The sequence below is a fragment of the Niveispirillum fermenti genome (assembly GCF_052474395.1).
The window spans coordinates 176,877-192,197 of the sequence record NZ_CP156680.1 but is presented as its reverse complement, the minus strand read 5'-3'; the positions used below and the strand labels follow the sequence as shown (position 1 = coordinate 192,197).

The window sequence follows — 15,321 nt, the reverse complement described above, 5'->3', positions numbered from 1 at the left end:
TGTTCGCTTATGACTAAGCCTGTTATATTGGTCACTGGTGGAGCGGGATTCGTTGGAAGTCACACATGCAAGGCTCTGGCTCGAGCCGGATACTTGCCTGTAGTCTACGATAATTTATCCAATGGTGTGCAAGAGGCCGTTCGATGGGGGCCTCTTGAAATTGGCGCGCTTGAAGATGAGGTGCGTCTAGCCGCTGTCATTGCACATTATAAGCCCGTTGCAGTTGTGCACTTTGCGGCTTTCATCGAAGCCGGAGAATCCGTACGAGAGCCAAAACGGTTCTATCGGAACAACGTGGCTGGGACACTATCCCTCCTTCGAGCTATGCGCGAAGCGAATATCAAACGGATCGTATTCTCTTCGACGGCTGCAGTCTACGGTGCTCCCGAACGTACCCCAATTCCTGAGGAGCACCCGCTGCGCCCGATGAACCCATATGGTCGCAGCAAGCTGATGGTTGAGGAAATATTGGCTGACATAGCGGCTGCTTATGGTGTCAGCTATGTTGCTTTACGCTACTTCAATGCGGCTGGTGCTGACCCAGACGGTGAGCTTGGAGAGAACCACCAGCCAGAGACGCATCTAATTCCGCTGGTGCTACAGGCTGCCTACGGCCTGCGCTCTGACATAGCCATATTCGGAACGGATTATGATACCCCGGACGGAACCTGTATACGTGACTACGTTCACGTTACCGACTTGGCTTCGGCTCACACCTTGGCGGTCCACCGACTGATCAGCGGTGGCGATAGTTTGATCGCCAATCTGGGGACGGGGTGCGGTTTTTCGGTCAGAGAGGTAATCAATACAGTTGTTAGCGTGACGGGCCACAAAATTGCCATCCGCTATGCGGAACGTCGAGCTGGCGACCCTGCTGTTCTCGTAGCTAACGCTGGTCGAGCGCATAGCGAACTTGGCTGGGCGCCACGATTCGCGAGTCTCAATGAGCAGGTACTACATGCTGCAAATTGGCTAGTAAAAGGTAAAAATTGATGCTATAGAACGCCATCTATCTTGAATCCAAATGGATGGAATGAATTCTATAGTTGAGAAGCTAGAAAATAAGTGAATTTCAGTTTATTGTTCATGGAAACGGAGGTTAATAAATGGTGAAGAAAGAATTGAAAAACACAGGTGATCTTGGGTCAAATTTAACAGATGCGAGCCCTAAAATTGGCGTTTCTGTAATAGATTTTGCAGATGCAGTGCGTTTTCCTTGGATCGAAGGCGTTAGGATTTTAGCCTTTTCTGCTAAAGGTGATGCACTCCAGGTTGTTGATGGTGGCTGTATTATTCCAGTCAAAAACGTGCCGGTCCAAATGTTGGGGTTTTTGGTGCTTTCAGAAAGTGGCGATGAAGAAATCGCGCAAGTACGTTTGGATTGGAATAATAAATTTTGTTGTATGCCGCCGCCCGTCTTCAATGCCAAAATGGGGATAGACCCTGTTAAGGTCCTATCGTGGCAGAGCGAGCAGCTTATTGCTCTCCAGCGTGATACTGCCAGACGAAACGTCCGCCTTATGCGCGATCTGGCTGTTATACGCGTCGCCCACGAGGAGACGCAGGAGGCCTTTCGTCGCCTTGAAGCCTTCGCCATGGCGAACCTAGTTTTGATACAACAAGAGGCACTCACTCTTGAACCCATGCGTCATAGTGTGCGCTTGTTTGGTGATGCCACTGGACTTGTTGAGCAACTGATACCTATCGGCAGTGTAGGTGTATCCGATATCGCTATTCATATCGACCATGCTCCCGCTGATGTGACAGGATTCCTGAGAGTGCGCCTATGCACTGTTGAGAGTGACCAGGTTGTCGGAACCTGGACGGTGCCCGCTTCGAAGCTGCAGCCGGGTTGGGTGCGCCTCAGCTTAAGAGAAGCCTTGGGTGTTGATGAACAAAGCCTTAAATTGCTTGTGGAATGGGAGGGGGGAGATCAGCTGACGCTCTCACTGAGTTATCAGCACCCAGATGGACGTTGGTGCACACGCCAGGGTAATCATTCCTTCGGGCGGGTGCTGGCCCTTCAAGCGTGGAGGGGGGTGCCTGGTACCCGTACCAATCGGGCGCTAAACGCAGTTCCCGTCGATGAAGCATCTACAGAACCCCAGTGGGTATTGGATGCCCAAACACTCCGTACGGCCGAACTGGTTAACGGTCCGGAAGGTTATGTACGCTTTGTCGAGGATCGTCGCGCTGTCCTCGTCCACCCGACAGACCATACGCCTACCGTTGCGCGCCTTGCTGGTGCCTGTCCTGCTGGGGCCAAGCACATTTGGGCGCAGGTTGAGACTATTCATCCTGAGGCGGGAACGGTGGAGTACGCACTCGTTGTGGCTCCCACTCCCGAGATCGGTGCATCCCGTCCTAAATTGCCCTTGCCGAGTGGACACATTTCCGAATGGTGTGCAGTGCCGCCGTGCAAGAAGACTGAGGTCCACCTATTTCTACCCAAGCCAATGCAAATGTCGGCCGATTTGTATTTGGTAACTCGAATGGCCCCAGGTGATTCCAACGCCAATTGTCAGGCTCTGTTCAGCCTGGTCCGTGCCAAGGCCTAAGCACCGCAAGAATTAGGATGATCATAGAAATGCATGCTCCCGCCCTTTCGCTGAACGATCATCCAACTGTCGCTGTTATTACTCCCATCTATAAGCACAGTGTGCTGGTATCGGAAGCCGTTGAATCCGTGCTGACGCAGGAAACTAACTTTCCGATCCATATTGTGTTGGTGAACGACGGGTGCATGCACGCGGAGACAGAAGCAGTTTGCCTAGATTATGCGCTGACCTATCCGGAACAGGTCACGTATCTTCGTAAGGCTAATGGCGGCCTCAGTTCTGCACGCAATCACGGTATCGATTACACTTTGAAGCGGTGGCCTTCGGTCGAAGCCATCTACCTTCTAGATGCCGATAACCGCCTGCGTCCTAAGGCCATAAAGCGGGCAATGACGATTCTATTCGAACACCCAGAATGCGACTGGGTATATCCAAATGTCGACATGTTCGGTTTAAATTGGGCTGGCGACTATGGTGGTGACTATTCTCTCCTAGTCCACACCGCCATGAACATCTGTGAAGCCGGCAGCATGATCCGTCGCCGTGTTCTTGAGCGCGGGGTGCGTTTTGATGAAGCAATGCGGTTAGGTTACGAAGATTGGGACTTCTTTCTATGCGCTGCGGAAGAAGGGTTTCGTGGCCGAAATCTTGATACCTTCGGCTTTCGATACCGCAAGCGACCTGAGAGCATGCTCGCCGACTCACACCGAGATGATGAAGAAATCAAGGGCAGCTTGCTACGCAAGCATAAGGCATTGATCTCTCCACGTAATTTAGTGCGGTTAGAACAGGAGGAGGCTCCGCGTTATGCATTCTACTTAACCGATGAGCAAAGCTATGTACTTACTGTCGATCCAAACCTAGACGGCCGACGGCTGTCACGCGATCACTATGAACGGTTGCTGTGGGCCTTTTGGACTTCAGGGCGCTTTCATGCTCCGGCATTCCTGGTCGTCACAACCCGTGTAGCGCTTGAAGGACTGAAGGCGGCCGGGGTGTTACACTGGCTACTTTGGCGTCTGGAAGATGGCGTCCGTGATCGCCACATCGCCACAGCATCGTTCAAAGAGGCGGTTGATGGACGCTATACCGTTCGTGAGAGCACCAAAAATGATGGGTATCATCTGAATTCTTTGTTGCTCATGATCTCACCAAGTTGTTTTGCAGACGTGCTGCGTGACAAGCTTTCTCTCTGGATCAATTCTCTTGTACGACCCACTTGCGACCCACTCCAGTTCAACATTGAACTGGAATGTCCGGTGCCTAACGGGCACGAAGGGGGACTACGTTGTTCATCGGCTCCTGTCTACATGTTCTTAGCGCTTCTCCACGAACTGCGGGCCTCGGCATATCGATCCGCCTCCCAGCGCCTTTGGGATTGGCGTAGTAACGGTATCCCAGAGCGCCATCACACACACAACGTGGTTCGTCGTAGCTTTGGTGGTGCTCCAGCCTACCCACGCATCACCTCTAGCGACCGACATATTGGGTTCATGCTGCCACTGGTCGAGTTTGGCGGTGTAGAAAAGGTGGCTCTGCACACGGCCGCAGCTTTGCGTGCCCGAGGCTGGATACCGCATCTCGTTGTGCTTGAGCGGGCATCGGCTGTTTTCTCTGATGAGTGGCGTCAGACTTTTGAAACTATTAACTTCCTGATGGACGAGAGTATCTCTACCTGGAATAATCAATCATCATATCATGGAACAGTTATCCCCGCTTGGGCACAGAACGGGAAGCACGCACGCGCGCTCGGTTTGCTCTATTGGATGGACGCCGTCGTAAATTGTCACGGAGCAGCCCTGCATGGGCTTATGGGCCAGTTGCGGCGTTTGAACGTTAAGACGATCGCTTCTCTGCACTTGAACGACATTACAGAGCATGGGAGAGCTGTGGGGAATCCCTATCTAACAGTGGCTTACGAGCATGCTTACGATTTGGTAACTACCTGTTCTCTCCAACTTGCCAACTGGTGCCATGGTATGGGCATCCCAGAGGAGAAGATTATCCCGGTGGTCAATGCCCCCGGCTATCCGTTGCCGAACGCTGCCATCGACCGGATTCTGGAACAGCGGCGGAAGCCATCCGGCGACCGGCCGCTACGCGCCCTGTTCCTTGGACGACTTGACCGGCAAAAAGGATGTGATCGGCTTGCGGCAGTTGTGTTCGCTTCGAAACAGCAGGGGTTGCCGGTACAGTGGCGTATTGTCGGCAAAGCAGTAGTCTCGGAGGGCGAAGATCAGATCCCTCCGGAACTCAAGCCGCTGATCGAACCTCCTGCCACAACACCTGAAGAGTTAACATCCCTTTATGAATGGGCCGACGTGTTAGTGATGCTGTCCTATTACGAGGGGCTTCCCCTGACCGTCCTGGAGGCGATGCGGCTGGGGGTAGCCGTGGTCGCCACCGATGTCGGCGCCGTCGGTGAGGTGATCCGGGATAGCGAGACAGGCTTCCTGCTCGACCCCGGCAATCCGGAGGCCGGTTGCATCGACATACTGCGCCGGCTGCAGGGCGACCAGGAAGAACGGGGCCGTATCTGCCGCAATGCCGCTGCTTTCGCCCGACCTATAGACTGGCAGTCTCGAAGCCGGGACTTGGCGGACTGGCTGGATGAGCACGCGCCCATCCAGCCCGCCGCAGACCGGGCAGCAAAAACAGGAGGAATTCCGTGAAGATCGTCATGGTTGGCGCCGGGCTTTCCGGTGCCGTGATCAGCCGGGAGTTGGCCGAAGCCGGACACGACGTCCTCGTTGTGGAGGCGCGCAGCCATATCGCCGGCAATTGTCATACCGAGCGCGACCAGGAAACTGGGGTGATGGTGCATGTCTACGGGCCGCACATCTTCCATACGGACGATGCTGAGGTGTGGAGCTACGTCAACCGGTTCGAGACCTTCCTGCCCTACCAGAACCGGGTGAAAACCACCTCTGAGAGTTTGATTCGAAATTAATCTGAATTGCATCAATGCCTTGCGATACGCCTGACGAAGGTTTGTACGGAGGCGATGAAGATCCAGGCTGTTGCGGAAGCGATAGTCTGCTCGAAGTCTTTGGCCAAGCGTCGGTTTCGGTTGAGCCATGCCAGGGTGCGTTCGACGACCCAGCGTCGTGGCAAGACCTGGAAGCCTTGGGCTGTGTCGGATCGCTTGATGATGTCGATGGTCCATTTTCCAATGCAGCGCAACGCGTCTTTGAGCTTGTCCCCGGCATAGCCGCCATCGGCGAAGACGTGCCGCAGCCACGGGAAGGGTTTGACGATTTCGGCCAGCACCAGCGGTGCGCCATCACGATCCTGGATATCGGCGGTATGGATCACGGCATGGACGAGATTACCTTGGGTGTCGGTGAGGATATGGCGCTTACGCCCCTTTATCTTCTTGCCCGCGTCATATCCCCTCGGGCCGCCGGATTCCGTGGTTTTGACGCTCTGACTGTCGATCACGCCGGCGGTTGGGCTGGCATCACGGCCTTGTTGCTCGCGCATCGCCATCAGCAAGACATGGTTTACCGTGAGCCACAGACCATTGTCACGCCACAGGTAGAACCAGCGCCGCACCGTCGAGACCGGCGGGAAACAAGGTGGCAGCATCCGCCACGGCAGGCCGCCCCGAAGCAGATAAAGGATTGCCTCGACGATCCGGCGCAGCGGCCATTTGCGTGGCCTGCCTACGGCGGACGCAGCAGGCAGCAGCGGTTCCAACAAAGACCATTCCGCATCGGTCAAATCGCTTGGCAAAGCCAGGCCGTTGCGGGCATGAAGGGCGCGGGTGGTATCAGTCCACATCGGAGATGCACGGTTGTTTTTGGCGAAACCCCTAAATCACCGATAGGGAACGCTGTCAAGCTAACCCGCTGATACCACTCAACTTAATTTCGGATCAGGCTCCAAGGGGAAAACGCGGTTCGGGTGATTTTCTGTATTCGCCTGCGATCTGCAAATTATTGAACATGTTGATGCCAATTTATTGTGCAAGTTCAGGCCATTCGCTGCTCACCGCGTTGATTTTATGTTCGCTTCGGAGCATCAAAGACTTGGCTTCGATAGCTACAACGGGCCGCCCCCCTCCCCGCCCATCGCCTCAAAGACCGCGTCGGCCACGGCGAGGTCTTCTGCGGCGTGGCCGACGGATCGGAAGATGGTTGCCGGTCGGTCGGCGGGGGGTGGGTGGGGGGCGGTGGCCAGGGTGGGCAGGTCCAGCAGGTCGGCCGCGTGCAGGAAGCCGCGCGCCAGGGCGGCCCGTATCTCCCCGGCTTCGGCCAGGGCGCCGTCCACCGTCTCCACCACCACACGCGCGCCGCGCAACAGGTCCGGTGCGATCTCGCAGGCATGCTCGGTCGCGCCGCCGATGACGGCATAGAAAGTGCCCGGCCGTGCCATGCCGGGCGTGACCAGGGGGGTAGGGTCTTCCGTCGATGTCGCGGTGCAAAGAATGTCGGCCCCGGCCACCGCCGCCCCGACATCGTCATGGACCCGTACATCCACCCGCCGGCCCCAGCGCGACGCGACCCAGTCCGCCAGCCGGTCGAGCCCCGACCGCCCGCGGGAGGCCAGATGCACGGTCCGGATGGGGCGCACCGTCAGCATGGCATCGATCAGCGCCCGCGCCTGGACCCCGGCGCCGATCACGGCCAGATCGGCGGCCCCCGGGGCGGAGAGGCGCTGTGCCGCATAACCGGCCGTCGCCCCCGTGCGCAATGCCGTAAGGCCGCCGCCTTCCAGCATCGCCCGTGGCTGGCCGGTTTCAAGGTCGAGCAGCAGCACCAGCCCCTGGATCAATGCCAGCCCGCGGGCCGGGTTGGCAGGCGTCAGCGTGGTGACCTTGACGGTCGCCCGGGCCCGGTCCGGCCAGGCGACCGGGCTGACCAGCAATTGCCGCAGGGGCGGCGCGGCGCCGGTCTGGATCAAGGTGCGGTCCGGCGCCTGCAGGCCGCCGCCGGTCAATGATGCGAAGGCCGGGCCGATGGCGTCGATGGCAAGCGCCATCAGCCGGGGATCCGCCAGCCGCTCGCGCGTGATGAAAGGGATGGCGGGCGGCATCAGATGACGCTGTCCCCGCCATCGACCACGATCTCCCCGCCCGTCATCCAGGCGGACTGGTCGCAGGCCAGGAACACGGCGGCCCCGGCCATGTCCGCCGGTGTCCCGGCCCGGCCCAGGGGAAGGTCGCGCCCCCTTTCCTGCCACAGAACGGGATTGTCGCGCCATTGGTCGGCATTGCCCTTGGTCGCCGTCAGGCCCGGCGACAGGGTGTTGACGCGCACGCCCCAGGGCGCCAGCTCGTAAGCCGCGCCACGGGTGAGCATCACCAGCCCCGCCTTGCTGCATTGATAGGCGCTCAGCCGGCTGATCGCCTTGGTGGCGCTGACGGAGGCCACATTGATGACGCTGCCCGGCCGGCCATCGGCCACGCAGGTCCGGGCGAAACGCTGCGTCGTGAAGAAGGGGAAGCGGAGATTGACCGTCATGGTGCGGTCATATTCCGCCTCGCTCATCTCCAGAAAGGGTGTGCGGGCCGCCGTGGCGGCATTGTTGACCAGCACGTCGATCCGGCCCAGGCAGGCCTGCGCCGCGGTGAACAGGCTTTCCACGGCGTCGGGCGTTTCCGCCTCCATGACCAGGAAGCCCGTCTGGCGGCCCATGCCGGCAATGCCGGCGCAGACGGCGGCGGCGGCGGCGGGATCGGCCCGGGAGGTGATGAAGACATCCCCGCCTTCGACCGCGAACGCCTCGGCAATGGCGCGACCGATGCCGTTGGCACCGCCCGTCACGAGGCAGCGTTTGCCATCAAGTCGCGCCAAGTTCCCCCCTGTCGTCAGATCGCCTCCGGGCACTCCACATGGCAGAGCCTGAGGCCGGCGGTCAGCGAATGCTGAACCGCCTTGGTGATCAGCAGGCGCGCCGGATCGGCCTGGCCGTCCCGGATCACCGGCACGCGCGCATAATAGGAATTGTAGATCGCCGCGATGCCCAGCAGGTGGCGCACCAGGATCGCGGGATTGGACTTCTCCGCCGTGATCCTGATCTTCTCCACGATCTCCTGGATCGTCAGGAGCATGTGGGCTTCCTGCGCGTCGATCTCGAACGTGTCGATATCCTTGGCCGCCGGCGGCTCCTTGCCGTGGCGCCGCAGGATGCTGCGCGCGCGGCAGGCCGAATAGACGACATAGGCGCCGCCCGACTTCTCGAAGCCGGCGATGGTGGCCTCCAGGTTGGCCGCATCGATCTCGACCGACCCCTTCATGTCCTGCTGCAGGTCGTTGAAGACGACCGAGCCGATGGACAGTTCCTGCGCCGCCTTCTCGATCTCCTCCGGACCCTGGTCGACCCGGTCGCTGAGGCGATCGCGGAAATGGCGCTTCGCTTCCACCAGCATGTGATTGACATTGGCGACGGTGTCGCGGCTGGACAGCTTCCTGCCGGATTTCGCATCGACATAGAAGCCGAACCAGAGATGCTGGAAGCGCGGATCGCCCGGCGATGCCAGCCCCAGCCGCAGGGCCGCCCGGAACAGCCGGTCGAAATGGACCTGCTGTTCCTGTCCGACGACATAGATGATGTCGGTCGGATTGAATATCTGCCGCCGCAGGCTGATGGCCCCCAGGTCGCGGGTGGCATAGATGCTGTTGCCGTCCGCGCGGCGGACGACATACCGCTCGTTATTGTCCAGCGGCACCACGACGGCGCCGATATCCTTGCGCACCAGCTTCGAGAGCGTATCGCGCTCCACCTCGGTGATCTTGCCTTCCGCCTGCTGCGCGTCCAGGGCGGCCAGCGCCTCCCCGGCGATCGCTTCGGTCAGCACCAGCGCATCGCCGGTTTCCAGCCCGCGATCGACGACCGCGTCCCCCGCCTCCGCATAGAAGCTCTCGCCGATGGTCAGGTCGAACTCGACATCCAGCGCCTGATAGAACCTGTCGAAGTCGGCAAGGCTCCATCCCACCATCTGCGCCCAGAGCCCGACCTCCTCGGGCTCGCCCCTCTCCAGCGCCGCGAAGCGGGCGTCGGCGACACGGACGAAGTCGCGGAACCGGCCCTCCAGCGCATCGGTGCTGTCCACACCGAAATAACGGGTGATGATCTCCCGGTCCTCGGCCGGCACCTCGTCCAGCGGCACCCGCTTTTCGATGATCCGCTCCGCCGTGCGGCGGATGCGATAGATTTCCAGCAGGCGGTCATTCTCCCCCATTGCCGGGGGGAACAGGTCCTTGAACCGGCGATAGCCTTCCAGCGTGAAGCCGAACCCGCCGAAATCGTTGATATGGTTGACGCGATAGACCAGCGCCCCGCACGCCTCGAACAGGTTGGACAGGACATGGCCGATGATGGTCGACCGGATATGGCCGGCATGCAGCACCTTGGCCACGTTGGGGGATGAATAATCCACCACGTATGTCGTCGGGCGCAGCGCGTCGTTCAGGCCGAAATCCTCGCCGCGCTCCACCACATCCTGCGCGCTTTGCAGCAGCCAGCGGTCGCTCAGCGTCAGGTTGACATACATCCCCTTGGCCTCGATGCGCGCGATGGCATCGGCGAAGGCGGGCTGCGACAATTCCTCCACGATCCAGGGCAGGTGCTTGGCGATGAAGCCCTTCGGCCCTCCGTCGCGCAGCAGTTCGGGCACCTTCACGACCAGATCGCCGCCATAGCGCTCGCGCTCGATCAGCTCGATCTGCGGGTTCAGCCGGCCCTTGCCCCACCGGGCGGACAGGGCATCGGCGATCCGGCGCTTCAGCATCGGGATCGGATAGGCGTCAAAGGCCGGAAAGGACGACGCCGCATGCGCGGCGCGGCGGTCGCGGCAATAGGCTTCGACTTCCAGACGGCGGAGCCTGTTCCTCTCGGCAAGTTCATTCATCAGCGTCACGCCGCATTTTCCCGTTCATAAGAGCATCGGCAACGTCATAGATGACATCCTCCTGCCCCGCAATGACCTGCCGCCGGCCCAGTTCGAAGAAAATGTCCCGTGCATCGAGCCCGCGCTCGCCCGCGATTGCCGCCACCCGGGACTTGAAGCCGGAGAAGACGCCGGCCAGTCCGCTGACGATGCTCAACTGGTCGATACGCGGCAGATTGGCGCCGATCAGGTCCCGTTCCGCCAGTTCGGCGGCGTCCAGAAGGGCATAGAGATCGATGCCGAGACGGTAGCCCAGCCGTTCCAGCACGGGCACCAGCACTTCAAGCTGTGCGTTGCCGGCCCCGGCCCCGAACCCGCGGGCACAGGCGTCCAGGATGGTGGCGCCCGCCTCGGCCGCCGCGACGGCGTTGGCGACGGCCATGCCCAGATTGTTATGCGCATGGAACAGGATGGGCACGCCGACTTCGCTGCGGATCGCCGCGATACGCTCCGACACGTCCTTGGGAAGGTAATGGCCGGCGCTGTCGAACAGCCCGACCGCATGGGCCCCGAACTCCACCATGCGCCGGCATTCCCGGGCCAGCCGCTCCGGCGAGGCCATGTGGCTCATCAGCAGGACCCCCTGGGCCTCCAGCCCCATCCGGTTCACATGGCCCAGATAGCGTTCGGTCACGTTGGCCTCGGTGCAATGGGCGCCGATCCGGACGATGTCGGCCCCCTCCCCGGCGGCGGTATCGATATCGCGGGTCACGCCCCAGCCGGGCAGCATGAAGACGGCCATGCGGCTGTTGCGCAGGGCCGCGCGCACCGTGCGCAGCATCTCCCGGTCGGTCAGCGCCGCCCGCCCCGCCTGCAGGGAGGAGGCGCCAAGGCCGTTGCCGTGCCCCACCTCCACCACCGGAATGGCCGCGCGGTCCGCCGCCGCGGCATAGGCGGCCAGATGCCGTTCCCCCAGCTGGTGCCGCACGGCGTGCTGGCCGTCGCGCAGGGTCGGATCATAGATGCGGATCGACGGTGGTTGCATGCCGTTCATGCCCTGTGCCCCGCGGGAATGGAAAGATCGGCCAGGCTTTCCGCCACCGCCACCGCGGCGTCGTTGATGATGTCCAGGTTGCCGGCGAAGAAGGGCAGCCGGTCCCCCCGCCCGGTGACGCCGATGGCGATGAAGATTGTCCCGTCCGCACGGATGTCGCAGGTGGTGACGGCATAGCCGGGGCAGAAGCGGCGCACGCCGGCGGCGGCCTGTTCGATCGCCTGCCGGACCTCCGTGGCGTCCGCCCCTTCCAGCAGGGCGGTGATGGCGACCCGGAAGACCGGGGCCGGGCTGGCCGGGCTGAGATTGACCAGCGCCTTCACCTGTGCCGCCCCGGAAAAGGCCTGCACCGCGCCGCCCGTCACATCGATGAACTCGTCCAGGTTCATCCGCGTGCCCTGGCCGACGCTGCGGCTGGCCGCCGTGGTCACCACCTCGATATAGGGGATGCGCGCGGCGACCCGGCCCAGCGCATGGACGATGGGCACGGCCGCCTGGCCACCGCAACTGATCAGGTTGATGTTGCGCGACCGGGTGACGGCCCCGCCATTGACCGTCGGCGCAATCATCACGCCCGACGGGCTGGGCGTCAGATTGACCAGTATCTTCCCCAGCGGGTCCAGCAGGCGCCAATGGTTCAGGTTGGCCCGCGCGTCGGTGGCATCGAAGACGAGATCGAAGCCCTCCGGGTCGGCCAGCAGGGCGGCCACACCCTGATCGGACACACGGTAGCCGTTCCGGGCCGCCCATCGCAGGCCGGTGGAATTCATGTCCCGCCCCACGACATGGACGCAGCGCAGCTTCTGCGACCGGCCGATCTTGATCAGAAGATCCGTGCCGATGAACCCGGCACCGATGAGGGCGACACGCAGCGGCACAGGTTCCATGATCATCCGGTCACTCGGGGCGTTGGGGCCGCAGGGTCCATGGGGGCCATGGGGCCGTCGGGGCGGAGCACCAGCAGGCGATGCCCGTCGATCAGGTCGCGCAGGGCGGCCAGGGCCTCCGCACGCCGGGGACCTTCGATGCCATGTGCCGCCAGCAGCGCCCCCACCCTGTGCCCCGCCGTCGCGTCGGCCAGGCACAGGAACAGCGGTCTTGGAACGGCCACGGGCCGGTTCCCCTGGGCCTGCGCGGCGACCGTGCAGATGATCCCGTCCCCCCGCCCCTCGGCATGAAGGGAGCAGCCGGGGGCCAGGATGACGGCGTGATCCTCGATCCGGCCGGCCGGGCAGACATAGCGCGTCAGCAGCCGGTCCTCCATGACCAGGCAATCCATGCCGGTGGACAAAAGCATCTCGATGGCCTGGGAAGGGGTTTCCACCATGGGCTGACCCCGGACATTCATGCTGGTATTGACCAGGATGGGCACGCCCGTCAGGCCGGCGAATGCCGTCAGCAGCGCATGCAGGCGTGGGGTGCGGATGCGGTCCACCGTCTGCACGCGGGCCGATCCGTCGGCATGCGTCACCGCCCCCAGCCGCGGCCGCCATTCGTCCCTCACCCTGACGACGCGCAGCATATAGGGGCTTTCCGGGTCCGGCCCCATGTCGAAGAAGGTTTCCGCCGCCTCGGCCAGGACCAGGGGGGCATAGGGGCGGAACTCCTCCCGGTACTTGATCGCCGCGTTCAGGTGGCGCCATGTCTCCCGCTCGAACGGGGCGGCCAGGATGGACCGGTGGCCGAGCGCGCGGGGACCGAACTCCGCCCCGCCTTCGAACCAGCCCACGACCTGCCCGTCCCGCAGGCGCTGTGCCACTGCCGCGATGGACATCGGTTCCACCGTCATCGCGGCTTGATGGTCGGCGATGGCCGACGCCACCTCGTCAGGGCGATAGCCGCGGCCCAGGAAATCATGGGTGACCGGCTGCCCCTTGCACTGCCCCGTGGCGAAATAAAGGGCCGCCGCGGCGGCACCGATGCAGATGCCGGCATCGTGACTGGCCGGCATGGCATAAAAGCGCTCCACCCCCGGCAGTTCCACGATCCGCTGGTTCGCGACGCTGTTCAGCGCCACGCCGCCGGCATAGGCGATGCGGGCGGCGCCGGTCAGCCCGATGGCGTGGCGCGCCCGCTCCACCAGCGCGGCTTCCAGGTCGCGCTGGACCCGCGCGGCCAGATGACGGTGTGCCATCGGGTCCAGGCGGCGAACGGCGTCGGTCTGCGCGGCCTTCCAGCCGCTGGAAAAATGCAGCAACCCGTCCGCCGCGGTTTCCAGCAGGCTGGGGCCGAACGCCTGCGCCTGGCCATAGGGTGCCAGGCCCATGAGCTTTCCCCCCTCCATCCAGTCGCCGAACACATGGTGGGAGACGGCGGCATAGGTCTCGCCCAGGGAGGAGGAGCCGCACATCGGATGGAAGGACCGCGCCACGTGCCGCCGGCAGAGCCGGTAGCCCTCATCGGTGAAATGATAGATGGATTCCGCATGATAGCCGGGGCGCGGCACCGGCACCGGGCGGGCGATATAGGCGGCAAGGCCCGGCCCGTCCAGGATCAGGTCGTCATCGCCGATGACGCTGCCGCCGGACCCGTCGATCACCATGACGGTCGCATCGCCGAACGGCGCGCAGAAATAGGCGGCGAACGCATGGGCCAGATGGTGGGTGACGAAGACCGACCGGTCTCCCAGCGGGTCGAACAGGTCGAACCCGCCATCGGCCAGGGGAAAGCCCAGCCCGACCTGTCCGGGCAGCAGGTTCTGGGAATTGAACGCGAACAGGTCGACATCGTCCGGCGTCAGCCCCTCCGCCTCCAGGCAGTAATCGACGGCCGCCCGGCTGGACAGGAACGGCCGGCCATCATGCTTCACGCGGGTCAGCCGTTCCAGTTGCACGGCCCGCACGAGCCTGCCGTCGACCAGCAGGCAGGCGGACGCATCATGGGAACAGGAAATGCCGACGATGATCCTGGGGTTCCGCGTCATCGCACCCCCACGAACGTGCAGGCCGCGAACGGTCCGTTCCTGATGGGAGAGACCCCTGCCGCCACACGACTCAACGATTGCATTATATAAAGCCTCTTTCGCATTTATATCGATGCATCATGGACTCTTACCTACCAATAAGAGTATAAGCCAGCATTCTTTCAGAGGAAAGCGCATCAATGGGCTTTATTCCGGATATGACCTTTTTCCGGGAAAACGGCTATTGCGTCGTCCCCGGTCTTCTTGACCCCGCGCAATGCGAGGCGTTGAGGCTGCTGCTGACCCAGGCCCAGGCAAAGGCCGACCGTGGCGAGGGGGAGGAGCGCTGGCGGCAGGATGGCACCGCATGGGAACCGGCCGACGGGGACGGTGCGGCGCGGATCGTGCGCCGGGTCCCTGCCCCGTTCGAGCATTCGGCGGTTTTCAGGTCCATCTTCGGCGGCGACCGCGTCCTGGACCTGGTCGAACGGTTCATCGGCCCCCGGATCTATCTCCATTCATCCAAGATGCTCTACAAGCCGCCGTTCCAGGGCCGGCGCAAACCCTTCCACCAGGACCTTGCCTATTGGCCGGACATGACGGGTGCGCAGGTGACCATCTGGTGTCCCATCGACCCGGCAACGGCCGGCAATGGCTGCATGGAGGTCGTGCCGGGGTCGCACAGCCGGGGCATGCTGGAACATCACGAGCTTGAGGACTGGCAGATCGAAGACGGCCGCATCGATCCGCAGAGCGTCAGGGTGATCGAGATGGCGGCCGGGGACGCGCTGTTCCTGGATGTGCTGACCATCCATGCCAGCAGGCCGAACCGGTCGGACCGGGGCCGTCTCGCCGCCATCGTGAACTATATCGCCGCCCCGCGCGCGGCCGGCCAGCATTCCCGCTATGGCACGACCACGCCGTTGCGGCCGGCCGGGCTTCCGGCCGCGGCGGTCGGGTGAACGGGCACGCC

The 15,321-nt window shown here is 62.3% G+C and carries 11 protein-coding genes and 1 pseudogene; 5 read left to right on the top strand and 7 right to left on the bottom strand.

The window, feature by feature from the left end; genetic code table 11:
* The first annotated feature begins 9 nt into the window (after positions 1-9).
* The 4 genes and pseudogenes from galE to ABC728_RS10780 all read left to right on the top strand — a co-directional run.
* On the top strand, positions 10-993 hold the full coding sequence (gene galE, locus ABC728_RS10795) for a UDP-glucose 4-epimerase GalE (RefSeq protein WP_416622306.1): 984 nt from the start codon (positions 10-12) through the stop codon (positions 991-993).
* A 113-nt stretch (positions 994-1,106) separates the two neighbouring features.
* Complete coding sequence (locus tag ABC728_RS10790; RefSeq protein ID WP_416622307.1) at positions 1,107-2,558, top strand: DUF6212 domain-containing protein; 1,452 nt, start codon at positions 1,107-1,109, stop codon at positions 2,556-2,558.
* Between the two features lie 29 nt (positions 2,559-2,587).
* On the top strand, positions 2,588-5,230 hold the full coding sequence (locus tag ABC728_RS10785) for a glycosyltransferase (protein ID WP_445376421.1): 2,643 nt from the start codon (positions 2,588-2,590) through the stop codon (positions 5,228-5,230).
* Positions 5,231-5,238: 8 nt separating this feature from the next.
* A pseudogene (locus ABC728_RS10780) lies at positions 5,239-5,499 on the top strand (NAD(P)-binding protein); the annotation flags it as partial.
* 20 nt (positions 5,500-5,519) lie between these two features.
* Here the strand turns inward: ABC728_RS10780 and ABC728_RS10775 are convergent.
* From ABC728_RS10775 to ABC728_RS10745, 7 genes are all read right to left on the bottom strand, one after another.
* The gene (locus ABC728_RS10775) at positions 5,520-6,341 is read right to left on the bottom strand and encodes an IS5 family transposase (RefSeq protein ID WP_445376420.1); all 822 of its coding nucleotides are present in this window, start codon (positions 6,339-6,341) and stop codon (positions 5,520-5,522) included.
* 261 nt (positions 6,342-6,602) lie between these two features.
* Entirely contained in the window at positions 6,603-7,595 is a 993-nt protein-coding gene (locus ABC728_RS10770) for an ornithine cyclodeaminase family protein (protein ID WP_416621448.1), read from the bottom strand.
* Positions 7,595-8,356 (bottom strand): SDR family NAD(P)-dependent oxidoreductase, encoded by a 762-nt coding sequence (locus ABC728_RS10765; protein WP_416621449.1) that lies wholly within the window; start codon positions 8,354-8,356, stop codon positions 7,595-7,597. The genes ABC728_RS10770 and ABC728_RS10765 overlap by 1 nt, the downstream gene beginning before the upstream one ends.
* A gap of 14 nt (positions 8,357-8,370) precedes the next feature.
* Positions 8,371-10,413, bottom strand: coding sequence for an arginine--tRNA ligase domain-containing protein (argS, locus tag ABC728_RS10760; RefSeq protein WP_416621501.1), 2,043 nt, complete (start codon positions 10,411-10,413; stop codon positions 8,371-8,373).
* Positions 10,406-11,437: a 4-hydroxy-2-oxovalerate aldolase gene (gene dmpG, locus ABC728_RS10755; RefSeq protein WP_416621450.1), complete on the bottom strand. Its 1,032-nt coding sequence runs from the start codon at positions 11,435-11,437 to the stop codon at positions 10,406-10,408. Before dmpG ends, argS begins: the two co-directional genes overlap by 8 nt.
* 5 nt (positions 11,438-11,442) lie before the next feature.
* Positions 11,443-12,339 (bottom strand): acetaldehyde dehydrogenase (acetylating), encoded by an 897-nt coding sequence (locus ABC728_RS10750; protein ID WP_445376419.1) that lies wholly within the window; start codon positions 12,337-12,339, stop codon positions 11,443-11,445.
* The gene (locus ABC728_RS10745) at positions 12,336-14,369 is read right to left on the bottom strand and encodes a carbamoyltransferase family protein (RefSeq protein WP_416621452.1); all 2,034 of its coding nucleotides are present in this window, start codon (positions 14,367-14,369) and stop codon (positions 12,336-12,338) included. The genes ABC728_RS10750 and ABC728_RS10745 overlap by 4 nt, the downstream gene beginning before the upstream one ends.
* Before the next feature lie 179 nt (positions 14,370-14,548).
* Between ABC728_RS10745 and ABC728_RS10740 the strand changes: the two genes are divergently transcribed.
* The gene (locus tag ABC728_RS10740) at positions 14,549-15,310 is read left to right on the top strand and encodes a phytanoyl-CoA dioxygenase family protein (RefSeq protein ID WP_416621453.1); all 762 of its coding nucleotides are present in this window, start codon (positions 14,549-14,551) and stop codon (positions 15,308-15,310) included.
* Positions 15,311-15,321: the final 11 nt, after the last annotated feature.